Below are 25,673 nucleotides of genomic sequence, written 5' to 3' on the forward strand. Positions count from 1 at the left end.
ATTGCATGGGAAAAATGCTCCTACAGCAGTCCTGATTATTTATGAAATGATTTGTGAGAGAGGGAGCAGACAAAGTCTGCTCCCTCTCTCACAATGCTATATACAAAAAATCTACAGAAACAGAATGCAACGTAAATTTTTAAAGAACTGCCCTTGAAGATGCTGTACAGGTTGAGTTAAAACTGACATCTTGAATGTCATCAGGTCTCCACTACTACATTACTTATGGCCGTTACCCAGGAACAGTTTGACGCTTTAGTCAAAAAGCTCGAAACCTTCTCAAGAAAACATCCTGGGAGCTACCGCTTACGAGTGGCCCTATTTGCAGCCCTGGGTTATGGTTACTTATTTCTAGTTTTAGCGGGTCTACTCGCCCTAGTTGGGCTCATTATTTTATTTATCGTTCATAGTCAACGAGTTCATGCTGGCACCGTCAAGCTGATTGCTTTTCTGCTGGTTCCAGCCTGGATGATTGTACAATCGCTTTTCATCAAATTCCACCCTCCCCAGGGCTTAATGCTCAATCGTCGTCAAGCCCCTCAGCTCTTTGCATTGATTGATGAATTGACCACAAAACTTAAAGCTCCTCGGTTCCACAAAGTTCTCTTAGATCAGCGCTTTAATGCAGCGGTTGCGCAAGTGCCCCGCCTGGGAATTTTGGGTTGGCATGAGAATTATTTGATGCTTGGATTGCCGTTGATGCAGTCTTTATCCGTTGAACAATTTAAGGCTGTTTTAGCCCATGAGTTAGGCCATCTTTCGGGCAATCATTCCCGCTTCGGTGGATGGATTTATCGAATTCGTGCAACCTGGATGCAAATTTACAACCGCTTGCGCCAAAACGAAGGAAGAGCTTCTGTTCTCTTTGATAAGTTCATTGATTGGTACTGGCCTTCCTTCAACGCCTATTCCTTCACCCTGGCACGGGCCAATGAGTATGATGCCGATCGCTGTGCTGCTGAACTGGTAGGGGCCAATCATCTGGCCGAAGCGCTTGTGAGCATTGAAATTAAGGCTCGTTTTCTGGAAACATCCTTCTGGTCTAATATTCATCAGCAAGGAAGAAGCCAGGCAAACCCGCCCAGTAACGTGTATTCCTCCATGTTCACGGTATTGCGTGAGCCTATTGTGGGAGAAACAAGCGAGCAATGGGTAGAACAAGCCCTTGCCCAAAAGACAAATAACGCCGATACCCACCCCTGTTTAGCCGATCGGCTCCAATCTCTGGGCTATCCCATCCAATCATCCAAGCAGTTACCCCAACTTCCCCCTGTTAGAACCACGGCTGCCGAGAAGCTTTTAGGCAATGAATTACAGCAGTTCGTAGCGCAGTTCAGTCGCGATTGGAAGGATGAGGTATCCACATCCTGGCGACAGCGATACGCCTACTTTCAGGAGGTTGAAAGTAAGCTGAAAACCCTAGAACAAAAAGCTACAGAACAGCCCCTAACAGAGCAAGATGCTTGGGAACGGGCCTTTTACACCCTGGAATTGCAGGGAGAAGACGCTGCAGTTCCCCGGCTGCAAGATCTGTTAGAGATGCATCCCAACCATGCTGCGGGGAACTATACCCTGGGGCAAATTCTCCTGAGTCGAGCCGATCAATCAGGCATTGCTTGTATCGAAGTGGCGATCGCACAACGAAAAGACTGGCTGATTGATGGCTGCGAACTGATCTACCACTTCCTCCACCGCCAAGGGAAAATTCAGGAAGCCGATAAATACCGGGATCAGGCCGAGCAACATTATCAGACCGTACTCAAAGCCCAGCAGGAACGAGCAAGGGTAACTGCTCGAGACACAATCAAGCCCCCCATGCTGGAAGCATCCCAGCTCAATGATCTGAAGCAACGAATTGCCACATTTAAGCAGGTTAAAGAGGCTTACCTGTTTGAGAAGGAGATGAAGTATTTCCCTGAGGATCGCTTCTTTATCTTAGGGGTGATTCGTAAACGACAGCTGATTGAAAGCGAGGTTGCACCCCAGCAGCTCATGGACGATCTGGCCAATAACCTGCATGCATCCATTCCGCTTTCCATCATCTTCCTGGATCATCCAGATAATGGTCAGCTCAAGAAAAAGGTAAAACAGCTCCAGCAATCTCTAATCTTTCAACGCTGAAGCTGACAATGCCCAATCTACAGCGGCTTCGGCATGGATGCGCGAGGTTGGAAAGAGGGGGATGGAACAATCCCCCTCTGTTACCAACAATTCAATTTCCGTACATCCCAAAATAATTCCCTCAGCTCCTGCTTCAATCAGGGTATCGATAATGGCTAAATACTGAGCTTTAGATTCCGGGCGAATGATGCCCTGACAGAGTTCGTCATAGATGATGCGGTGGATGGTGCGGCGATCGCTCTCCTCCGGCACTCGTACGTTTAGCCCATGATGTTGGATAAGGCGATCGCGATAAAACGCCTCTTCCATGGTGAATCGCGTTCCCAGCAAACCAATTGTTTGTAACCTTGCGTCACGAATTCGGTCAGCCGTAGCATCGGCAATGTGGAGAAACGGCAGGGCCGTGTTGGCCTGGATGGAATCCGCCAGCTTGTGCATGGTGTTGGTGCAGAGAACGATACAATCAGCTCCAGCCCGTTCAAGCTGTTGGGCTGCTTCGATCATGTGGGTGGCGGCAGTTTCCCATTTTCCCTGATGTTGAAGGGCTTCAATTTCGGCAAAATCAACTGAAACCATAACACTTTTGGCCGAGTGTAGCCCTCCCAATCGAGCCTTCGTGGTTTCGTTAATGATGCGATAGTACTCGATAGACGATTCCCAACTCATGCCTCCAATGAGCCCAATAGTTTTCATCGTGCTATCCCTCTTCTGAATAAACCTGATTCATAACCTTTCGACCATTCTCCTATTGCCTCGGCAATATTTGAGAATGCGGTAATTTAAGAGAATGTTTCCAAACTGTGATGGGGTGTGGAGAAAGAGGTACGAAGTGCCCCTTTCTCCACACCCCATCACAGTCTAGAACACTACTATTGAGTTGAGTTAATTACCGGATTTCGTTGATGTCCTCCTTCTCGCTGACAAAATGGCGGCTATTTCTGACGGTGCTACCCTTCACCCTTCTGTTTGGCCTGGTCAAGGTTGGCATGCACCGTCTCGGTTGGGAACCCTGGGCCTTTGACTCCTTAACGGCAGCACTGTTTGGCTCCGCAACCTTTGTGATTGCCTTTGTCCTCAGTGGCACTCTGCGAGAATTTAATGACAGCGCGAATATGCCCGTACAGATTGCCAACTCCTTAGAAACAATTCAGGACAGCAGTTTGTTAATTGCAAAGCTGAGCCCGGACTATAACCCTCAACCGCTCACAACCGAATTAATTGCCGTTGCGAAGGGCCTGGTAGATTGGTTGCAACAAGGCAAACCCGTTGATGACGTGGAAGCCGCCTTGTACCGATTGAACGCGAATTTAGCCGGGTTGCTTCAGCATGGAAATGGCCCCATTGTCAGCCGAACACAAACAGAGCTGGCAAAAATTCGCATTTTGGTCAGCCAAATCGCCATCATTCGCGATACCGAGTTCTTAGGGCCAGCCTATGCCCTGCTAGAAATCTTTTTGGTCGGGACAGTTGTTGCCCTTTTACTTATCGGGGCCGATCGCTTTAGTGAAAATTTGGTGGTCTCAAGCTTGTTGGTGATGTCTTTTACCTATTTGCTATTACTGATTCGCGATTTGGATAATCCATTCCAATACGATGGTAAATCCTGTGCGGATGTGGATTTATCGTCATTGGAAACAGTGTGCGATCGCTTACACAAATCTATGTCTCAGGAATAATCAAAATGGTTACTGCATGTGAAGATTCTATCCTTACATGCAGTAATATCATGTCGCGTTCAATGCTTATGATAAAAAGTGGCGCGGCGCTTTGCGCCGCGCCACTTTTTATCATAAGCATTGAACTTTACTTGTTATAACACCTAACCCCAGGGGCGATCGCCAAACATATTCAGATAACCAACGGGCTCCGTCAAATCTTTGGGGGTTTCCTGAGCTGGAGGTTCTTCGATTTTTGGAGGAGCCGTGAAAAGGTTGTAGGCACCGAAAGCCAAGCCTGCGATCGCCGCCACTCCCGCCGTCACCGCCGCCACACGAGAATAATTCGTTCCCGTACTCGCGTTCGTTCCCGTACTCGCGTTCGTTTCCGTACTCTCAGATGTTCCCATACTCGCGGTTGTTGCTCCTCGCATAAATTGAAGATAGTCCTGGTTCAGATAGAAAGCCCGTTCTGCCTTACGGCGTCGCTCTAAACCCGGCAGAATCTTACCATCCGCATACACCCACCGCAAAAACTCCTCTGCTGCTCCGGCAACGTCTCCGGCGTTGTGCTTCCGCAGCAGGGTTGAGCCACGAAAAGCCCCCAAGCCGACATTGAACGAGAAGGACACCATCGCCGAAAACTGATTCTCATTCGTGGTAATCGTCAGAGCATTGGCAACCCCTTGCTCAAATACATCGAGATCCTGTTTCAAAATCGTTTCTGCTTCTGCCTCCGTGATGGTCATGCCCTGAGCAACCCGTGGAGGACCGGCCATTGAGGTATGCCCATAACCAATCGTCCAAACTCCAACCGAGTCTTGATAAGCCGTAGTGCGGAGCCCTTCAAAGTGCTTAATCAGTTGAATACCGGCTGCATTGATTTCCCCTGTGTGGCCTGTGGGTGGTTCAATCCATTGTTCCGGCTCCGGGGCACCTGTACCAATGGAAATGGTCATGCGTGCGGGAGCATTGGGCATGGCAAACCAATCCTTCATGACGTTAACGTCCAATACCTTTTCCGCTGGATTGGCCGGGGAAGGGGATTTCATAATGCGAGAAATCCAGGCACCGCTCCGCATCAGGTACATAGCAATGTCGGTTTCCTTAATCCAGGTGCCCCAATTCTCCTGGGTTTTGCTGAAATACCAGTAATCGTAATCCCAGCGGGCGCGGTACCCTCGGACATCGATGTGAGTAAAGGTGCTGGCACTCGCCAACCCACCTTTGCTGCCCCACCAGGTATCCAGGTCCGCGTAAACCGTGTAGGGATGCACTCCCGGAATCACAAAGTCCAGCGCATCGCCCATCATATGGCGAGAGTGGGACGCTCCACCCACCGCCGCATTAGTGGCCGGATCGCGATACCAGGAGTTGATTTTGATGGGGCGATCGCCATACCGTTTGCGAATATCTTCCATCACCTTGGCAAGCCGCTGAATACCGTAGATCACATCGGCACTAGCAGGACGACGGTAATTCCCAGTTGTGGGATCGACATGCAACGCATCGCTCCAGGTGAAGTACCCGGGTTCCCCATACTGGGTTACCCGCAGAATCGGATCGTTGGCATAATAGGTGCCCGTGAAGCCGGGAAACTGGAGAGGGATGCCGCGATCGCTCGAATTTACAGGCCGTCCGGCATTATTGCTGTCCGTCGGATGGTTCCCAATTTCCGTACCCACAATGTAGATATCAGGGGCATAACAATACCAGGTATTGCGCTTCTGGGAGCCAAGAGATGCGCCTTTCAGCGTAACCCTAACGTGATTTCGCTTGGGTTGATGGTAAGAACTCAGTTCGAAAACGGTGTTGCGCGGAATAAAGACTTTGGCATCTTCTGGCAAGTCACTGGAGTTCGCCGTGCTGCTCTTAAACATCGTGTCACTAACGACCCGCAGGAGTTGCCGTTGCCCCTCAATGGCAAGATGTGGATTATAGACGTACCAGCTCGTTCCCTGCTGTGAGCCAAGGCCGGTATTGGCAAGTTCAACCTGGGTGTGATCGTTCGCAGCAGGTAAGTGAGTCACCAATTGAAACTGGGTGTTTTGCCGAACCAGAATTTTGGATGTATCGGCTAAGTCCGATGCCTGTTTGGGTTCCAGCTTAAAGCTCGTATCCTGGGTAACCGTCAGAGTGATGTCGGAAACCAGCCGGGTCGTTTGGGTATCAACATACCAGGATGTGGTTTTACCATCTCCTAGAGTAGGCTCTACGAGTTCAACTCGCCAACGCTTACTGCCCACATCGGTGTAATACTGAATGCTCAACACCGTCCCTTGCCGGACTAAAACTTTCTGCTGATTTGGCAGTTCATTGGGGGGAGTAGGGCTGAGAGTGAAATAGGTATCACTGACGATGCGAATTTGCATGCCACGATGACCAGCCCCGCCAGAGCTACTACCATCGGCTTCAGCCTTGAAATGCAGATTGTAGACGTACCAGAGGGTGCCGTTGTTTGGCCCTAAAGTGACATCTGCTAATTCAATTTGAGTATGATCGTTTGCGGCTGGAGAGAAGGATTCTAGATGAAAAGGAGTACCCTGCTTGACTAGCGCTTTTGCAGAAGTAGACAACGCCGACGAAAGCTTGGGTTCTAGCTTGAAGTAGGTATCGTGAGTAACGGTTAGAACGGCGTCCGTCATTAACCGAATATGCGGTGTAAAGACATACCAGGATGTAGTTGCTCCACTACCTGCGATGGGTGCTGACAGTTCAATTCGCCCATGATAATTGCCGGCATCCTGATAAGAACGGACATTAAAAATCGTGTCGGCTTTAACAAAAACTTTTTCTTGATTGGACAGCTCGCTGGAATTTTTGGGGCTCAGCTTGAGATAGGTATCGTTGACCACCTTAAGCTGGCTGTTGTGTTCAACGGTTAGTCCATCATCAGGGCGTACGGGCCCAGGCTCAAGGGTTCTAGTACCGACGGAAACCGTCATTCCTCCCGGTCTATCCTGACGGGCAAACCAGGCTTTAAGGGGAGTAATATCTGCCACCTTTTCCTTCCCGTTGGTTTGAGAAGACTGTTTAATCACAGAGGCAATATATCCATTCCCCTCCATCAGGTAAATGGCTTTATCCGTTTCCTTCATCCAGGTGCCCATAATGCCCTGATCCTCACGTGCAAACCAATGAAAGCCTACAGTATAGCGATTCTTTCCAGAGCCAACTCTGCTATCTCGTCGTCATATTTGAATGGGTAGGTCATGGTCTAGGTGTATGGGTGAGGTGTGGTGAAAGAGGGCTCTCCGTGCCCCTTCCACCACATCTCATCCCCATGGTCGAAACCTAAGCAATTGGTAGAACCGGGGATTCTACGGGCAATCTATGGGAAGCCCTTGTGTTCCCAGGGTATTTCTTCGACATAGGCCTCCGGAGATGATGAAGTCCATTCGTACCCGTACATTTCCATTGCAGCTGATTCTCAGCATTCCCTTCGTGCTAGAGGTGTTTGGGGCTGTAAGCTTGGTTGGATACCTGTCGTTTAAGAATGGGCAGCGGGCCGTGAACGAATTGGCTGTCCAGATGATGGATCGTACAGGCAGCCTGGTGGATCAACACCTGGATTCGTATATGACCATTCCGCAAACTCTGAGCAATGTGAATGCGGAAGCGGTTCAGACGGGTGTACTGGATGTGCGCGATCGCCAAACCGTGGGCAAGTACTTCTGGCATCAAATGAAAATTTATGATGTCAGCTACATTGGCATTGGGCTGATGACGGGTGAGGGGGTAGGAGCCGCTCGCTATGATGGTAAGACCATTACGATGGATGACTGGAGCGCAAAGCCACCCAACAACTGGAAAAGCTACGCGCTGGATGCCCAGGGAAACCGCACAAAGGTCTTGGAAACCCTGAGCTGGAATAACTTTGAGCAACCCTGGTACACCGAACCTATCAAAGCTGGTAAACCCATTTGGTCACCCATCTTCACCGTCAATTACCCCAATCAGGTTTATATCGCGACGTCTGCCGGCCGCCCGATTTACAATAGCGACAACGAATTGTTGGGGATGGTTAGCATTGATGTATCCCTGGCAAGGCTGAGTGAGTTTCTACGGGATCTAGAGGTTAGCCGCTCCGGCCAAGTGTTTATTTTGGAACGGGATGGAACGCTCATTGCGAGTTCTGGAGAAGCCCCACCTTACACGGTGGTGAATGATCAGGTTCAGCGGTTAAAGGGTATTGCCAGTTCTGACCCTGTAGTCCGGGAGACCACTCAACAAATTCAGCAACACTTCTCTAATCTTCAGGGCATTACTGGGGAAGAAGAGCTCCGTATCAATGTGCAGGGAGAGTCTTACTACGTCCAGATCATGCCCTGGAAGGAACCCAATGGTTTGGACTGGGTACTGGTCATGGGTGTACCCGAAAGTACTTTTATGTCCCAGATCAACGCGAACACTCGGACAACGGTGGTGCTCTGTGTTGGGGCATTGGCGATCGCGACTATCCTCGGCCTTTTAACCTCCCGTTGGATTGTGCAATCGTTATTGCGGCTTAACCGAGCAAGCGAGGCGATGGCATCGGGTAATCTGGAACAGACGGTCAGGACGGGAAACATTCAGGAACTCAACAGCCTGGCGCACTCCTTCAACAATATGGCTCGCCAACTCCGCGAATCTTTTACTGCCCTTGAGAAGAGTAATGCGGAGTTAGAAGATCGGGTTGATGAGCGGACGCTTGAACTGAAGAACACATTAAAGGACTTGCAACGAACCCAGGCTCAGATGGTGCAGAGCGAGAAGATGTCGAGTCTGGGCCAGCTCGTGGCTGGTGTTGCCCATGAAATTAATAACCCCGTTAATTTCATTTATGGCAATCTGAATCATGTTCAGGAATATAGTCAAAGTCTTCTAAACATCCTGCATTTGTATCAGCAGCACTATCCCCAGCGAGTACCTGAAATTGAAGAGGCTATCGAAACTGACGACCTGGAATTTTTGCAGCAGGATCTTCCGAAAATCCTGAGTTCGATGAAGATTGGTACAGAACGGATTCGTCAAATTGTGCTGTCGCTTCGTAACTTCTCACGCATGGATGAATCTGAGATTAAAGCTGTAGATATCCACGAAGGGTTGGATAGCACGGTGCTGATTCTACAGCATCGACTCAAGACGCGACCAGAACGCCCCGAAATCGAACTCATCAAAGAATACGGGGAATTGCCTCTGGTGGAATGCTACGCCGGGCAACTGAATCAGGTATTTATGAATATTATTTCCAATGCCATTGATGCCCTGGAGGACAAGAATCACAGCCGCAGCTATCAAGAGCTACAGGCGCATCCAAACCAGATTCGGATCCGTACGTCGACAATTAAACCAGGATGGGTGCAGATTGCGATCGCGGACAACGGCTCCGGCATGTCTAAAGGCGTGATGCAACGCATCTTCGATCCCTTCTTCACAACTAAGCCGATCGGCAAAGGCACTGGCATGGGCATGTCCATCAGCTACCAGGTGATCGCCGAAAAACACGGTGGCAGCCTGGAATGCTTCTCCATACCCGGCGAAGGCACCGAATTCATCATTCAAATTCCCACCCATCAATCACCCGAGAAGCATGATGAGCTTTAAGGTAAAGCGGGCGGTGTTCAACACCGCCCGCTTTACCTTAAAGACACTTCATCAAACGGCCAGGAATTGTTGAATCACTTCGTTGCTTAATTCGTGGGTGGGGCCAGAGGCAACGATACCGCCTTTTTGCATCGCGTAGTAGCGATCGGCCTGCCGCACGAAGTGCAGGTGTTGTTCCACCAACAGCACCGAAATTCCGGTGGTTTTGATGATTTTCTTCACGGCCGCTTCGATGTCCAGAATGATGGAGGGTTGGATTCCTTCTGTGGGCTCATCCAGGACGAGGAGTTGAGGCTTACCCATGAGGGCGCGGGCGATCGCCAACTGCTGCTGCTGTCCACCGCTCAGGTCACCACCCATGCGAGACAACATCGTTTTCAGTACGGGGAACAGCTCGTAAATCTCCTCCGGAATCGCCTGATCGATATTTTTGGGACGACCCTTGGGATTCGCTTCCAACCCCAGTAACAAGTTTTCCTTCACCGTTAGCCGGGGGATAACTTCGCGGCCCTGCGGTACATAGCCAATGCCGCGACGGGCACGGCGATCGGGAGACAACTGGGTCACCCCATGACCATCGAAGGTAATGTTACCCGTACGAGGTTTGAGCAGACCGATGATGTTCTTCAGTAATGTGGTTTTGCCCACTCCGTTACGCCCAATCAGACAGACCATCTGTCCTCGCGGCACGGTCATATCCACATCCCGCAAGATATGACTTTCACCGTAGTAGAAGTTGAGCCCGGAGACTTGCAACATGGCATCCGATGCCTTGTTGTCGACGGGGGCTTGGGTCATAGTTTGTGTCATCTGGCTAACCCCGCACTAATAATTTGTTCTGCCCGGTTCACGACGTCTGATGGTAATTGCAAAAGCTGGAGAAGCCGCTGGTACTCTGCTGATTCCCTGGGATTGATTTGGTTAGCGCAAATCACTTCATAGCTCAGCTTCAGGGCTAGTTCTCGCTCCTCGTCGGTTTTTAGAAGGGGCACCAGATCTTCTAAAGCAATATCTTTGCCCAAATAGGTTTCCAATTCCTCCCGAAGGTGGGCCTGTTCTTCGCGATCGCTCGCAAACTGCTGACTCAAACGCTCCAGCATGAGAGCCTTCTCTTCACGCTCCAGGGTGCCATCGCTCCAGGCCATAGAAGCAGCGATCCGCAACAGCGTCATCTGCTCTGCTGAGATAGAGGGAGCAGAACCCAGATACACCTCAATCACCCGTGGATCGGTTTGCACTTGGCTCATGCTGCCCTCAAACAGCACACTGCCTTCGTGTAGCACTGTTACCTTGCGGGCAATCTGACGCACAAATTCCATATCGTGTTCGATCACAATAATGGAGTGGCTTTCTGCCAGAGCGGTCAGCAGTTCACCGGTACGCTCCGTTTCTTCATCCGTCAGACCGGCTACGGGTTCATCCACCAGCAGTAGATCGGGAGCCTGAGCCACCAGCATGCCAATTTCTAACCATTGTTTCTGTCCATGGGAGAGCAGCCCCGCTGGAGTATCGGCTTGAGCCGTCAAACCAATGGTTTCGAGCAGTTCGATAATGGTTTTACGCTCAGAGCTGGGTTGTTTTTTGAACAGGGTGTTGAACACCGTCTTGTTGCGATTTCCAGAAATCTCCAGGTTCTCGCGGGGAGTGAGGTTGAGGTAAACCCGAGGCGTCTGGAATTTGCGGCCAATTCCAAGACGCGAAATTTCGTGTTCTTTCAGGCTGGTGAGATCGCGGCCTTTAAACCGAGCTTGCCCGATGGTAGGCCGTACCTTCCCGGTGATTACATCCAGGAACGTGGTCTTGCCTGCGCCGTTAGGGCCGATGATTACCCGTAGCTCCCCCGGCTCCATACTGAAGTTGAGGTTATTCAGCGCTTTGAACCCGTCAAAGCTGACGGTTACGTTGTCAATTTCAAGGATTTTAGCCGTCATAGCTCGCTCTGCAAGGGGTTACTTTTCGATGCTCTTGCGCTCTTTTTGGATGGATTCATTCAGGTCAACGGACGGGTAGGTGCTGGCATATTTCGGTTTACGGAACATGCGCCGCAATAAATCCAATCCCTCACCCCGTAGCCAACCCACCACACCGTTGGGCAGCACCATCACCACAATCAGGAACAGGGCCCCCTGGAAAAATGACCAGACTCCAGGGAACTGCTCACTCAACAAAGCTCGGGCATAATTCACGGCAACCGCCCCAAGGATGGCCCCAACTAGACTGGCTCGTCCGCCCACTGCGACCCAAATCACCATTTCAATCGAGAAGGCAATGTCCATATATTGGGGTGATACAATCCCCGACTGGACAGTGTAGAGGGCACCAGCAACCCCAGCGATCGCCCCCGAAATTGCAAACACCAGTACCTTAAAGCTGGTCGGGTCATAACCCGAGAACCGTACCCGGTTCTCATCATCGCGAATTGCTACCAGCATCCGTCCAAAGCGACCACTGGTGAGCCAGCGACAGAAGCCGTAGATTAGCGCTAGTAAAACAATCGTGGTCACATAAAAGCCAGACTGCATCTCGCTGACCTGAATACCAAACAGCTTGTCGGTGGCTGTTTTAAGACCGTTGGTTCCGTTGATCAACTTCTGCTGACCATTGAAGAAGTTGAAGAACACCACCAGAGCGGCCTGGGTCAGGATAGAGAAGTAAACCCCTCGAATGCGGTTACGGAATACTAAATACCCAAACAGCGCAGCGACAATCATCGGAACCACGACAATCGCCACCACCGTAAACGGGAACGAATAGAAGGGTTTCCAGAATGCTGGCAGTGCCGTCACACCGTACAACCCAAAAAACTCGGGAAGCTGCCCGTTGGGAAGTTGGAGTTGGGTATGCATGGCGATCGCATACCCCCCCAACGCAAAGAAAATGCCGTGCCCCAAACTCAGGAGCCCGGTGTAGCCCCAAATCAAATCAATGCCCAGAGCGACGATCGCCAGGGCCATGAAGCGACCCAGCAAGTTGAGTCGGAAATCGGACAGCAGCAGCGGCACGATAAAGGCCAGCACCAGTGCCACCACCACCACGATGCCGATTTCAAGAAGAACCGCTTTACTGGGCGATCGCCGGGCTCGTTGAAGCCCGCCTAATGTATCTACTGCCATGCCTATGTCCTGAAGAGGTAATCGGTAATGGGGAATCGGTAATGGGTCGTGGATTAGATTTCGGCAGCACGGCCTTTCGGTGGGAATAGCCCGGCGGGGCGTACCTGAAGGAAGGCAATAATGAGAATGAAGACCATCACTTTGGCCATGCTGGTAGTGGCAAAGAAGGTGAAGAAGTCCACCAGCGGTTGTAGGACTGGAGCTTGGGCACTGCCCACCAGTAGGGTGATGGTGCCTGAACCAACTAGATAGTTGAGAGTTCCAATTACCAGAGCGGCTACAACACTACCGACAATTTTGCCGACCCCACCAACAACCACAACCATGAAGGCGTCTACGATATAGTTCGCGCCAAGGTTAGGGCCAACCGAACCGAGCAGACTGACCGCGCAACCTGCTACACCTGCCAGGCCAGAGCCCAGGGCAAAGGTGAGGGCATCCACTTTTTGGGTGGGAATCCCGAGACAGGCGCTCATATTGCGATTTTGGGTGACGGAGCGAATCCGTAGACCCCAGGCCGATTTTTGCAGGAACCAGTAGATAGCGAAGAGACACAGAAGCGTCAGGGCAATGATAAATAGGCGGGTGTAGGGAAGTTGCATCGTTCCTACGGGAACACCGCCGCGCAGCCAGGCGGGAGGAGTGACGTCTACGTTACGGGCGCTAAACCAGGGCTTGGCAAGCTTGGCTTGGGTGTTGAGAAGGGAGCCGGTGATGAAGGCGATCGCCAAGGACAAGGGCAGCAGAATTGAAATTACTTTTCTCTGTACCTGCTCCCAATCCAGGCGCTTGCTCAAAACCCACATGGCACCAAAGAACAGCACACAAAACAACGTTAGACTGACCGCCATTGAGGTGCTAACACTCCGGACAAACTGCCGCAGAATCAAGCTCACGCCCCAGGTCGCCAGTAGGGTTTCCAAGGGTCGCCCATAGAGGTATCGAATAACCCCTCGTTCCAGGGCTAACCCCGCCAGCGCTGCGACAATGAATGCGGCGATCACCGCGGCAAAAATATAAAGACTAAAGAATGGTTCGCCCAGCGGCTTGAACACGTTTTGCACCACATAGGTGGTGTATGCGCCCAACATCATCAACTCGCCGTGGGCCAGGTTGATCACACCCATCAAACCAAAAACGATCGCCAGCCCTAGTGCCGCGATTAACAAAACGGCACCGATACTGATGCCATTAAACAGGCCATCAAACAACCCTTGCCACACTGGCTTTCTCCCTATGAATTCTGGCTATTGCCACTCTGAGCTAGGGCAGAAGGATTCATCTGCACCGTATCCACCCTTTCCCTCTGCCCTATCCAAGAGTGGCTACAGGTATAAAAAGAGGGCGGCAGCCCAAGCACCGCCGCCCTGAATCAGACGTTCAATTTAGCCTTTGAACTTACCGCCCTTCGCGGGATCGGTCCAGTCGCAAGCGAAGCCCTTGGTTTCCGGTACATACTGGTTCCAGGGCAGCGGATCAACGGGGCCATCGGTGGAGTAAACAATATTAAACAGACCGTCGTCACGCACCTCACCAATTCGCACTGTCTTGGTGATGTGGTGAGCAGCGGTCATCTTCACCGGCCCTTCGGGAGCGGCGAACTCCTGGCCGATAGCCGCAGCACGTACCGCTTCCAGGTCAGTGGTGCCTGCCTTCTCAACAGCCTGCTTCCACAGATAAACCATGATGTAGGCCGCTTCCATGGGGTCGTTGGTTACGCGGTCTTCGCCGTACTCTTTCTTGAAGTCGGCAACCCACTTGGTGTTTTCAGGGCTTTCAACAGTCTGGAAGTAGTTCCATGCGGCATAGTGGCCGATGAGGAACTCTTTGCCAATCTGACGCACTTCTTCTTCCGCAATACTCACCGACATGGTGGGATACTTGTCGGGGGTGAGGCCTGCGCCCTGCATCTGCTTGAAGAAGGCCACGTTGCTGTCCCCGTTCAAGCTGTTGAAGATCACGCCACCGTTGGGTAGAGCCTGCTTGATTTTGGTGATGATGGGAGTAACTTCGGTGCTACCCAGGGGCAGGTAGTCTTCACCAACAGTTGCGCCACCCTTCGCTTTGAGCTGTTCTTTGATAATCGTGTTCGCGGTACGGGGGAACACGTAGTCAGAACCCACCAGGAAGAACTCTTTCCCTTTGTTTTCGAGCAGCCAGTCAACGGCAGGCTCGATTTGCTGGTTGGGGGCAGCTCCCGTGTAGAAGATGTTCTTAGAACACTCTTGACCCTCGTACTGCACGGGGTACCAGAGCATGTGGTTCTTAGACTCAAACACGGGTAATACAGCTTTCCGGCTGGCCGAAGTCCAGCAGCCGAAAACTGTTACGACCTTGTCCTGATCGATCAGCTTGGTTGCTTTTTCTGCGAAGGTGGGCCAGTCAGAGGCACCATCTTCAATCACAGCCTCGATCTGCTTGCCCAGCACCCCACCTGCGGCGTTGATTTCTTTGATAGCGAGTTGCTCAGCTTCAACGACAGTGGTTTCACTGATGGCCATCGTGCCGCTTAGGGAGTGAAGAATCCCGACCTTAATCGTGTCACCACTGGCAGCCGCAGGCGAAGCGCCCGCAGCAGGCGAAGCCGCAGGCGACTCGGCTGTGTCTGAGGAAGAACTTGCACACGCCTTCAACAACATACTGGTTCCGAGAGCAGCGGAACCATAGACCAGGAACTTACGCCGATTAAACTGCATGGACATTAAATTTTGTTCTCCTAAGAATCAGGGAAGGGAACGCAACGAAAAGGCGGAGGAAATTCTATGCATTGTCGAATCAGCACAGATACTAGAGCGGCGTAAGACCTCTTTTTGTGTCCTAGGATACAAAATCTGCCTTGGGGGGCTAGCGAAGATTAAATTACCATGCTAAGTCGATAAACAACTCCTATAGTCGGCGTGCAATGACCCGATTAGAACACTAATTTATCTAATTTCCCAAACGTAGAAAAATTCGTTCTGAAGGTTTCTTTGGCGTAAAAGGGGCTTAAAACAAGGCAGAGAGGAAAACTTCCACGCTCCCTCTTTGTTTGTTTGTTGCCATCCCTTTTATGTCTGGCTCAGGCGCCGATTGAAATCTTGGAGAATGTTAAATATTGTGTGCCTAATTTCCCTTGGTTCGGTTGCCACTAGCACTTTAAGGAACTTGAAAAGCTTATTTAGCTCGTATCCGTCTATACATCACGGAGAGAGAATGTATGGATAAATGAAGACTGAAATAAGTCTAAACCATCTGTAAGTAGGGGTTAGAAATAATTTGAGACATGGTTTAGGGATTTTTGGGTGAGCGATCGCCCCCTCAAACCATTTCTATTCCAACAAGTCCGGAATCACGTGTATTCTCCCAACCTTTAAGGATATCGTTAGAGTCATGAAAACATGCCGATGTTTTGATGTGGGGAGTATGAGTATCCCCACATCAAACTAGACAAAGCTAGTTGTTCAACTAGGATTGAAACACTTTCTTTGTTTTGTAAATCGCTGTCTTGGCAGCAAAGTTTAGCGCGCTGTTCCTCTTTAAAATCGATTTAAATCTCTTTTCTCCGGGCCACTTTTTCCCAGGGTTAATAGGCTCTGTTAGAACCTCAGGCCACATACTTTGAATTAGTTTTCGAAAGAATTCATAGTTCGGTGTCAATCTCTTTGAAGGATTGATCAGTAGGAGGTGGGCGATCAAACTTCTGTTATTGCAGGGGCATATCTCTTCTATGGCAATATCCTTCTGGAAAGGCTGGTCTGCTCCCCAGTTGCCCAATCGTTGCTCCCAATAGAACAGATCGAGCAGAGGAACCCCAGAAGATTCTGAATAATCAGCGGCGTCTTCCAACCATGCTTTCAGTTCTGATCGGACGAATTCATTATCTGTTGCGTAGTTGCTAAAGCAAACTAGCATGTCTAATGATACTTTCCCTTTCATAATGCCAAAACAGGTTTTGGCAACTGCATTCGCTCCTCCGTTAATGCTGATGTAGTTTCTGTCTTGCCAATGGTAGTAGTAATGCTGAATATGAGTCGTTTTCGTTAGGATGGGCGGAATGATATGCTCCTGTTTGTATTCAGCTAGGAACGTATCGTTCAGAGATTTTGGTGTAAGGCCTTCATAGTTGAGTCCCAATGTTTGGGCAAGACGGCTCGGGATGATCGTGTCTGGAGCGTCAACCTTATGATTAAATCTGAAATACTCAATCTTATCTTTAAAGTCTTTAGATGCTGCTAGCAAAACTCGACTATCCAAACCTGCTGTTAAAGCTAGCTTCAATGTCAACCCTCTGTTTATTAGGGCAGCAAAAGTACCTTTCAAAACACTGGAAGCAAAATTGATAATGTCGTCTTCGCTCAGGTTTCCTTTGGGAGAGAAGTAGGGTATTCGCTTAACTTCTTTCGCCTTTAGATCCAGGTAATGATTGGGCAGAACCTTAAACAAACGGTCATCAAAGCCTTTATCCCCAAACCAGGCCTGTTCATGCTTTTTATAGTTTGGATCAGCCACATGCTGCTGCTTCAAGGAAGACATTTGCAATGAAAGATCAAAATAATTCAAGAACATGGCTTCAGATGAAGTCATGACGAAGAAATCATCCAGTTGACCGAAGTACATTTGCTTGAAGCTGCATGCATCCCCCAGGGCAATAAAGGATGACTCGTTTCTATAAACTAGAACAAACCGTCCCGATAAAATTTGAATTCCTTCAAAGAAGCTGTTCTGAGTTTTACAAGTTCTCGCAAGATTTTCTATGACCTCTTGATCGCTCCGTTCGGGGTTTAGAGGATCAATGACATATCCCAGCAGGAGGATCTCTACTGACTCATGCTTTGTAAAAGATAGGTTTAAGTGAGGACCTTGATAGATACTGAAATCCATAAGGGAGATAGGAGCCATTCCTGCGAACTCCCTATCTGGAGATGACAACCCAGCAACCATGAAATACTGATTTCTATACATGTCGTTGGCTCCTAGAAACTTGTACGGGTAAACAATCTTGGTTCAAGTCAAGGGACTTATAAGGACAACACAATACGTTGCCCTTAAAAACTTTTACGGTGTGTACAAAACTGACGCAGAGTAACGCTTTAGCTCGATAGAAGCTGGCGTTTGATGGCGGATGCAACGAACGTTGTTGAGCGAAAGGTGCTTACGGAAAGTCGGAAAACAGTGATTTCGCTTCAAACATAAAAACCTTCTATGGGACATTAGAGGCTGTTTGAAATTGGCCTGGGTTTTGAAAAGCTATACGCTAACTGGAACTATTGAGAGGACTACCAGCAGACGAGTAAAAGTATCGAGAGGACAGAACGTAAATTCACCCTGCCTCAAAAACTGTGTCCAATATACCAAAATTCATCACAATCATCTTGTACCACACTTCTTTTTCTTTGGTAGGTTTAGCAATAAGTTCTAGTTCTGACAGTCATATCTCTATCTTTTCAAATGCCTGATGGACAGTTCAATTACGCGGTTGTAAAAACATGAACCGTGAGTTGATAAGTTCTCTGGATACTGAATTCAAACGTTTGTCACAATTGCTGATTGGCCTGTGAAAGAATGCTGGAGTTAATAATTAAAACCTTTGTTTCTGTGATATTTTAGCCAGTGAATAATACGACGCGAGTGAATACGCTTAATGAAGCAGTGGTGAATTCAATCCTTATGATTGATTAGTGCCAAGATAAGCTTATTGAAAAAGGCATTTATTAGGGCTCAGCATCCTCTGCTACTTGTTAGGTGATTAAAGCCAGTGGCTAGGTACGAACCATAGAAGGAACCATAGAAGGTTTACGTAGGCATCAATTACTTGTTGCACAGGGTATATAAAATCAACTCTTTCAACCCGCTATAAGACACATCCCTCCTTCATTTTGCTCTGCCTATAGGGTAACTAGGTTGAGGCAGACACAAAAAATAACCGTATATACACTGAACCCCTAAACGTAATTTTTGCACCTGAAGTGTAACCATCCTAAATCCCTAAAATGCCGTCTACATCTACCCAAGCGAGTAGGCGTCTTCTATCTGGAGGGCGATGTACTTTTGTTGAATGTACTGTAGCGCGGCACTTCTTTACTGAAACTTCAAATATACATCTGCCTTCTTACTAAAAAAATACATAGATGCTCGGTTTCCTCCGTAATAATCTGTGATGAATCTTCTGTAGTTTCTATTGCTTCGGTATTTTCATCTGAAAAGCAGCTATAGATTCCCGATAGATAGATGGAAGGCGAATCCTGTGATGAGGTTATTGCTTATTAACGGGATTAGCCAGCATCTAAGCAGCATGATGCTGGCAAGGTTACGTGTATTTTGGATGGCTTTTAAGATGAATTTTTCGTGAAGCTGCCTGTTTATCGGAATCTTTGTTTTTCAAAACGAATCGAAAGCATTTGTCCGAGAATGACAGCGATCCAAAACTCCTGACCGAAGTCTGCAATCGAGATTTGTTTGCTTATTTACAGGGAGGGCAAAGTGAAGCACCCAGTCATTGCAATTGGCCTTGATGCCGCAGACCCAGAGTTTCTAGAGCCGTGGATGGAGCAGGGGCATCTGAAAACTCTGGCTCGTATCCGGCAGAGTGGTGCTTATGCTCACATTCATGGCTACGTAAATTACAAAACAACGCCCCAGGTCGAATTTTCTTCAACAGAGCCGCTCTGGGTCCAGTTCTCAACCGGGTGTTTGCCTGAGAAAACTGGCTTCTGGGATACTATCACCTACGACCCCAAAACCTACAGTGTCGGTTGTGACGCCTACCATGGCGGCTATGATTACCAGGAATACAAACCATTTTACTCTTTGGGCGACAAATACCGAGTTGCGGCCTTTGACGTTCCCGTTTCAGGGCTCGCTGACCAGGTAAATGGCCTTCAGGTTCTGGGGTGGGGCGGTCACTTTCCCTTTGTTCCCAGTGTTTCCGAGCCGGCCAATCTGCTACCCAGTATTGTCGAGAAGTACGGCACGAATCCTGTTTTGCGTCGGGACAGTGGTAACTGGTGGAGTGATAAGTACAAGGCTTGGGTGCAGCAGGCGATCGCCGACAGCCTCACCACCCGTACTCAAATCCTCCGGGAGTTGTTAGAGCAAGAGCGTTGGGATCTCTTTGTGACTGGATTGGGTGAAACCCACACCGCAGGTCATGACCTGTACGATCGCAGCCAACCCGATCACCTGTTGCACGGCCGCCTGACCCAGAATGGGACTCAGCCTGACCTCATGTTGCAGGCGTACCAGCGGGTCGATCAGGCCTTGGGTGAAGTGCTCAAATCTGCTCCCCAAGATGCCTACGTCATGATCTTTTCTGTTCATGGCATGGGGGCCAATCTGACGGATCAGATGAGCATGTTCTTCCTGGCAGAACTGCTGTACCGCTATAACTTCCCCGGTCAGGTCGCTTTGGCTCCGGGCAAAGTAGGCACAACTCCAATTCCTCCCATTGCCAAGCCGATTCGTGGTTCTTGGGCTGGAGAAATCTGGCGCAAGATCCACGAACCCAATCCTATTAAGCGGGTCTTAAACAACTGGTTGCCCAAGCAATTCCTGGAGGAGGGTAAGTTCGGGTTGCTGTCTCCCTATCCTCTGTTGCGCGATCGCGTTGAGCTGGGTTGGATGCCTGCTTTCTGGTACAAGCCCCTGTGGCCTAAGATGAAGGCCTTTGCTATGCCAGCCTTTGCGGATGGTCATATTCGGATCAACCTGAAAGGGCGTGAGCAAGATGGAATTGTGGAGCCTGAAGAGTACGATCAGGTTTGCCAGGAACTGGAAGAAATGCTCCTCCGCCTGACAGACGGTCGCACAGGCAAACCCCTGGTACGCGAAGTGGTTCGTACCCGCATCAATCCCCTGGATATGGATCCAAAACTGCCCGATCCGGACCTGGTGGTGTGCTGGCACGAAATTCCCACAGATGTTGTGGATAGCCCCGACTATGGTCGGATTGGTCCTATCGCACTCAATCGCCCCGGTGGTCACCGCGCTCGTGGTTTCATGATGATTCAGGGGCCAGGAATTGAAGCGGGTACCGTCGTTGCTGATGGGGCTCCCGTTGATCTACCAGCGACCATTCTCAATCTGATGGGTGCTCCCATTCCGGACTACTTTGACGGTAAGCCTTTGCTGGAACCTGCAAAAGCTGCTCCGACTGTTCAGGTTTAGCTTAGTCCGACGAGGGCCGCATCTACCGTGCGGCTCTCGGCCTAACGAGTGGCGATCGCCCTCACTTCGTGGCAACCATCATGACTAAACGACAAGTATTTGAATTTTTCGAGTACGCATTCACCATCGCAGCACTGATCCTCTACAGTGGTGGACCTTTGCAGGTCATTTTGACGGGTGGCGCGAGCGAAGGGGAGAATCAAGTTGGTGCTGGTGAACCAGATTTTGCCCTCGTTCGCCTTCTGTGTATGGTGACGTATGTAGTCTTTGGCCTGCTGGTTCTCTACCGCTGGCGGCGATCGCTCTACGGCCTGTACAAAGGACGGGTCCTGCTGGCTCTAACAGGTCTGGCCGTTTTGTCTTATTTCTGGTCAGACTTTCCCTCAATCACCCTAACCCGTTCGATTGCCCTGATTGGCACGACCCTGTTTGGGGTTTATCTGGGAACTCGTTTTACCCTGCAACAACTGATCCGAATTATTAGTATTACCTTCGGTATCATCGTCCTGCTCAGCCTGATTTTTATTGTCGCTCTTCCCAAGTACGGCGTTATGGCAGGTGTCCATACAGGGGCATGGCGAGGGATCTTCGTTCACAAAAATAACTTTGGACGAGCACTGGTATTCGCGGTTCTGGGGTTTCTTCCTCTGTCAGCCGAGAAGCGGAGCAACCGAATTATTTTTTGGGGTCTCCTGGGGCTCTGTACCTTTTTGATCCTGATGTCGAAGTCAACATCGGCACTCTTGAACCTGTTTTACATCGTTACAGCATTTAATGTGCTCCGGGTTACGCGATGGCGATTTGAAATTCGTCTCCTGGCCCTGATCGCCATCCTGCTAGTCGGTGGTGTGTCCTATTCTCTGATCACGAGCAACCTCGAATCCATCCTGTCCTTTTTTGGTAAAGATGCAACCCTAACCGGACGTACGGATCTATGGCCTTTATGCGTTGGAATGGCTGAGCGCCGTCCGTTCTTTGGCTATGGCTACGAGGCGTTTTGGAATGGTTGGAATAGTGGGGGAGGAGAAATTTGGATGAACTATGGCTGGAGGGCTCCCCACTGTCATAACGGCTATCTGGATCTGACCCTGGCGTTGGGGGTGGTTGGCTCATTGCTATTTCTGTATACCCTCTTTACAACCCTCATCCTTGGCCTGGTTCGATTACAGCGAACCTCCACCTTTGAGAACTTCTACTGTGTGTTGGTGCCGTTCTTCCTGCTGCTCTACAACTTAACGGAGAGTTCAATCCTGGGGCGAAATTCCCTTTCCTGGGTGATTTTTATTTCTGTCTACATAGCCGCTCGGGTTCCCATTTCCTTACCCGATCGCACCCCGACAGAGGACTCGCTTCCCGAACCACCGCTTTTAGCGCGTAACCCTTAAGGTTCTTTAATTTCGCGTGAGCTGTTGCAGCAATAATTTTCACGTTCAATGGCAACCGTTCATTTTGGAGGCGCTGAACCGTTCCTATGTCCCCTTCACTTGCTTGAACAATGCAACTCCAAAGCTTGGTCGATCGCTTCAAAGCTCTGTCCAAAAAACCGATGGTGCAGGGCACCCTCTGGATGCTATTGGCAAGAGGTATCCGGATATTTATTCAGGCAGCCTATTTTGTCATTATTGCCCGTGCCCTTGGGGCAGAACAATTCGGGGCGTTTTCAGGGGTATTAGCACTGGTCAGCATCTTCACACCCTTTTCCAGCTGCGGTGCTGAGAATGTCATGGTCATGCATGTTGCCCGCAATCGCTCCCTCTTTGGAACCTACTGGGGCAACACCGTAGTCATGACCTTCATTTGTGGGGGGCTGTTGATGCTCCTTGCCTTGGTCGTCGGTCATTTCATCCTGCCTGCTTCTATTTCCCCATTGGTGATCTTGATCCTTTGCGTTTCAGACTTGATCTGTCTGCAATTGATCGATGCTTCTGCTAAAGCATTTCTATCAGTTGATCGGCTGGCTCAAAATGCTCGAATTAGCATCATTTTGAGCACAAAGAATTTAGTAGCCGCTATCGCGTTCGTGACCCTGGTTCCAAATCCGTCGGTGATGGCCTGGTCGTTGCTGTATATGGTGAGTACGGCGATCGCCGCGATCCAATGTGTCTGGGCGGTTCATCGGCAAATTGGGCCGGCTCGACCCAATGCCCGTTTGATTCCTGCTGGTATCAAAGATGGAATTTACTTTGGTATTGGGCTGGCCTCCCAAACGGTCTATAACGACATTGACAAAACCATGCTGGCCAGTTTGAGTACCCTCAATGCAACGGGTATTTATGCGGCGGCCTATCGGATTATCACCGTTGCTCGTGTACCGGTGCAATCCATTACCTCGGCAGCCTACGCCCGTTTCTTCAGACATGGCGAAAAGGGAATTAGTGGCAGTTATGCGTTTGCCAAACGGCTGATTCCCTTTGCGGGAGGGTATGGTGCGGTTGGATCGATCGCCCTGATCCTTTTTGCCCCCGTCGTCCCTTACGTTTTAGGGGATGAGTATAAGGATGCGGTTGGTGCCATTCGTTGGCTTGCGCCCCTACTGTTCTTCAAGTCCATCAGTTTATTTGGCGCAGATGCTTTAACCGGAGCGGGCTTCCAGGGAATCAGAAGCGCTCTTCAGGTGGGGATTGCCATTTTAAATACACTGCTAAATTTCTGGCTGATTCCGGCATTTTCCTGGAAAGGAGCATCCTGGGCCACCCTAATTTCAGATGGCTTGCTCATGGTCATCATCTGGGGCGCTGTGTTCTACTACAATCGCCGACAAAAACGGCTTCACACGGCTAATGATTAATACTTTGTGTATAGGGTTCATTAATTTTGTGAGGTTATGATGCTGTCGGTTGTGCGCTGTCAATGTCAACGTATGCAATTACGCTAGGGGTATCTTTATGGGTGAGCCACTGGTCAGTATTGTGATTAACAATTACAACTATGGTCAGTTTATTGGTGAAGCCATTAATAGTGCGCTCAGCCAAAACTATCCTCATGTTGAAGTCATTGTTGTCGATGATGAATCCTCTGATAATTCCATTGATGTGATCAAAAGTTATGGCGATCGCATTATCTCTGTTCTCAAACAGAATGGGGGTCAGGGTTCAGCCTTAAATGCTGGTTTTCAAGCCAGTAAGGGAGACATCATCTTCTTTTTAGATGCAGATGATTACTTCTATCCCACCACCGTCGAACAGGTTGTGGCAAATTGGCAACCGGACACGGCCCAGTGCCAATACCGCCTCAGCATTGTGGATGCGAAGGGAACGTTCATCGAGTTCTATCCAGTCATGGAAATTCCCTTCGATAGCGGTGATGTTTGGAAATTGCTCTTAAACCAGGGGCGGTATCGTACCTCAGTCACCAGTGGCACCTGCTTCAGCCGGGCCGCGCTGCAAAAAGTGATGCCAATTCCTGAAATGGACTTTCGCATTTCAGCCGATGGTTATCTGGTGGCGACTGTTCCTTTCTTTGGTCAGGTCACATCCCTTGATATTTCATTGGGCGCGCGGCGGGTTCACGATAGCAATCTGTGGGCTTCACAATCGGGTGATTGGGTTAACAAACTGCGGAAGAACTTGTTGCATGACAAGTTGCGCTACCAGTACATCGATCAAGTATCGGTTCAGTCGGGCCATGAGCCGATCGCCGAGCCAGGGATGCGCGACTATGTCCATCTCACCAATCGCATCGCCTCCCGTGTATTGGAACCCGACCAACATCCTTTTCCTGAAGATTCACGGCTGGCTTTAGCCTGGCGTGGAGTTATGTCACTTTGGCAGCGATCGCGCCTGCCCCAGAAACGCAAAGTGGTCTTAAGTGCCTGGTTTTTGTGGGTAGGGATTATGCCAAATTTTCTGGCGAGACCGGCGATCGCCTGGTTGGTTGCGGGTCAATCGCGGCCTAAGTTTGTGGATGCCATTTTGAAAAAGGTGAGAGCCTTGAGTCGGTAATGCCCTCCTGCTTGCATCCGTGTACAGCAGGAACTGGAGTATCTACCCATGCGTTTTAGAACATGGCAGCTCGTGAGCTGACATCAACGATTCATCTACTCCAGTTGTGGTTTCTGTACTATTGAGGAACGAATTCATGCGGATTGCTATCTGCGTAGCTACCTGCCAACGACCTGTTGAACTACGGCGCTTGCTCAACGGTCTTAATCAGCTAACGTTTGAAAAAAACACGCCTCCTCAGGTCGATGTCATTGTGGTTGAAAATGACGATTCGGGTCAGGGCCTGAAGGTGTGTGAGGAAGTTGGACCCAACTTCCGCTGGAATTTGGTTGGGGGCATTGAACCTCGGCGGGGTATTTCCTATGCACGAAATCGTGGTGTCAGTATGGTGCCCCCAGAAGCCGATTTTGTCGCCTTTATCGATGACGACGAAATTCCCGCTCCCACGTGGCTCGATGAGTTATTAGCAGCACATCATACCTATCAAGCGGAAGTCGTCAGTGGGTTTGTTGAACCCAAGTTCAGCCCAGATACGCCAGATTGGATTATCAAAGGAAAGTTTTTTGAGCGTCCATCGCAGTCAACAGGTGCCGTATTGAATACGGCAGCGACAAATAATGCGATGGTCAAAGCCGATCGCCTGCGTGCATTAAACCCCGTCTTTGATGAACGATTTGCACTGACAGGTAGTGAAGACTACAACATGTTTTGTCGGCTTCAAGTAGCAGGTAATAAGATTGTTCGCTGCAATGAGGCCATTGTGTACGAACCCATTCCACCTAGCCGCATGACTATACAATGGCTTATGCACAGTTCGTTTCGTGTGGGCAATTCCATCACCCTTAGCGATCTAGAACTACTCTCTGGAAAAACCTGGTTGGTGCGTTTGGTCAAGGGAACGGGACGGGTTGTACAGGGAATGGTCTTCATGCCTTTCCACTTCTTAATGGGCCGCGCCTTTTTTGTTCAAGATTTACGAAAAATAGCCTTTGGATTGGGAGTCGTAACGGCCCTGTTTGGTTACAAGTACATTGCCTATCGCAAGATTCATACTATTTCCGCCAAGAAAACTGTACCGTCTGGGTCTGTCCGCCAAGCCTCCTAGAGCTTCATTA

At 49.7% G+C, this 25,673-nt stretch carries 16 protein-coding genes; 8 read left to right on the plus strand and 8 right to left on the minus strand.

Annotated features, from left to right (window positions below):
• Positions 1-225: 225 nt before the first annotated feature.
• Positions 226-2,121: a M48 family metallopeptidase gene (locus tag NDI52_RS21570; RefSeq protein WP_190771174.1), complete on the plus strand. Its 1,896-nt coding sequence runs from the start codon at positions 226-228 to the stop codon at positions 2,119-2,121.
• Here the strand turns inward: NDI52_RS21570 and NDI52_RS21575 are convergent.
• Positions 2,104-2,814, minus strand: a complete 711-nt coding sequence (locus tag NDI52_RS21575; RefSeq protein WP_190771175.1) for an aspartate/glutamate racemase family protein — start codon at positions 2,812-2,814, stop codon at positions 2,104-2,106. The two genes, NDI52_RS21570 and NDI52_RS21575, sit on opposite strands and share 18 nt — an antisense overlap.
• A 209-nt stretch (positions 2,815-3,023) precedes the next feature.
• Here NDI52_RS21575 and NDI52_RS21580 point away from each other — a divergent pair, with 209 nt between their 5' ends.
• Entirely contained in the window at positions 3,024-3,797 is a 774-nt protein-coding gene (locus tag NDI52_RS21580; RefSeq protein ID WP_190771176.1) for a hypothetical protein, read from the plus strand.
• Positions 3,798-3,940: 143 nt separating this feature from the next.
• On the opposite strand, the gene NDI52_RS21585 is transcribed toward NDI52_RS21580, so the two are convergent.
• Positions 3,941-6,886, minus strand: coding sequence for a glycoside hydrolase family protein (locus tag NDI52_RS21585; protein WP_242035701.1), 2,946 nt, complete (start codon positions 6,884-6,886; stop codon positions 3,941-3,943).
• 277 nt (positions 6,887-7,163) lie between these two features.
• On the opposite strand from NDI52_RS21585, the gene NDI52_RS21590 reads away from it, so the two are divergent.
• Positions 7,164-9,362 carry an ATP-binding protein gene (locus NDI52_RS21590; RefSeq protein ID WP_190775018.1) on the plus strand — a complete coding sequence of 733 codons (2,199 nt, stop codon included), beginning with the start codon at positions 7,164-7,166 and terminating at the stop codon, positions 9,360-9,362.
• Between the two features lie 51 nt (positions 9,363-9,413).
• Here NDI52_RS21590 and urtE read toward each other — a convergent pair whose 3' ends face one another.
• The 6 genes from urtE to NDI52_RS21620 form a co-directional block, all read right to left on the minus strand.
• Positions 9,414-10,121: an urea ABC transporter ATP-binding subunit UrtE gene (urtE, locus tag NDI52_RS21595; RefSeq protein WP_190775019.1), complete on the minus strand. Its 708-nt coding sequence runs from the start codon at positions 10,119-10,121 to the stop codon at positions 9,414-9,416.
• Positions 10,122-10,168: 47 nt separating this feature from the next.
• Complete coding sequence (urtD, locus tag NDI52_RS21600; protein WP_190774999.1) at positions 10,169-11,293, minus strand: urea ABC transporter ATP-binding protein UrtD; 1,125 nt, start codon at positions 11,291-11,293, stop codon at positions 10,169-10,171.
• 18 nt (positions 11,294-11,311) lie between these two features.
• Positions 11,312-12,475 carry an urea ABC transporter permease subunit UrtC gene (urtC, locus tag NDI52_RS21605; RefSeq protein WP_190775000.1) on the minus strand — a complete coding sequence of 388 codons (1,164 nt, stop codon included), beginning with the start codon at positions 12,473-12,475 and terminating at the stop codon, positions 11,312-11,314.
• Between the two features lie 53 nt (positions 12,476-12,528).
• Positions 12,529-13,698: a branched-chain amino acid ABC transporter permease gene (locus NDI52_RS21610; protein WP_190775001.1), complete on the minus strand. Its 1,170-nt coding sequence runs from the start codon at positions 13,696-13,698 to the stop codon at positions 12,529-12,531.
• A gap of 162 nt (positions 13,699-13,860) precedes the next feature.
• A complete protein-coding gene (urtA, locus tag NDI52_RS21615) occupies positions 13,861-15,177 on the minus strand; it encodes an urea ABC transporter substrate-binding protein (RefSeq protein WP_190775002.1) in 1,317 nt (438 codons plus the stop codon).
• A 742-nt stretch (positions 15,178-15,919) separates the two neighbouring features.
• On the minus strand, positions 15,920-17,416 hold the full coding sequence (locus NDI52_RS21620) for a hypothetical protein (protein ID WP_190789299.1): 1,497 nt from the start codon (positions 17,414-17,416) through the stop codon (positions 15,920-15,922).
• Between the two features lie 1,518 nt (positions 17,417-18,934).
• Here NDI52_RS21620 and NDI52_RS21625 point away from each other — a divergent pair.
• The 5 genes from NDI52_RS21625 to NDI52_RS21645 all read left to right on the plus strand — a co-directional run bounded on the left by NDI52_RS21625 (position 18,935) and on the right by NDI52_RS21645 (position 25,663).
• Entirely contained in the window at positions 18,935-20,617 is a 1,683-nt protein-coding gene (locus tag NDI52_RS21625) for an alkaline phosphatase family protein (RefSeq protein ID WP_190775004.1), read from the plus strand.
• An 80-nt stretch (positions 20,618-20,697) separates the two neighbouring features.
• Positions 20,698-22,002 carry an O-antigen ligase gene (locus tag NDI52_RS21630; RefSeq protein WP_190775005.1) on the plus strand — a complete coding sequence of 435 codons (1,305 nt, stop codon included), beginning with the start codon at positions 20,698-20,700 and terminating at the stop codon, positions 22,000-22,002.
• A gap of 110 nt (positions 22,003-22,112) precedes the next feature.
• Positions 22,113-23,405, plus strand: a complete 1,293-nt coding sequence (locus tag NDI52_RS21635) for a flippase (RefSeq protein ID WP_190775006.1) — start codon at positions 22,113-22,115, stop codon at positions 23,403-23,405.
• 97 nt (positions 23,406-23,502) lie between these two features.
• Entirely contained in the window at positions 23,503-24,558 is a 1,056-nt protein-coding gene (locus NDI52_RS21640) for a glycosyltransferase (protein WP_190775007.1), read from the plus strand.
• A gap of 136 nt (positions 24,559-24,694) precedes the next feature.
• Complete coding sequence (locus tag NDI52_RS21645) at positions 24,695-25,663, plus strand: glycosyltransferase (protein ID WP_190775008.1); 969 nt, start codon at positions 24,695-24,697, stop codon at positions 25,661-25,663.
• Positions 25,664-25,673: the final 10 nt, after the last annotated feature.

The organism is Leptolyngbya sp. PL-A3 (assembly GCF_039962325.1).
In the GTDB taxonomy this organism is placed as follows: Bacteria; Cyanobacteriota; Cyanobacteriia; order Elainellales; family Elainellaceae; genus Vacuolonema.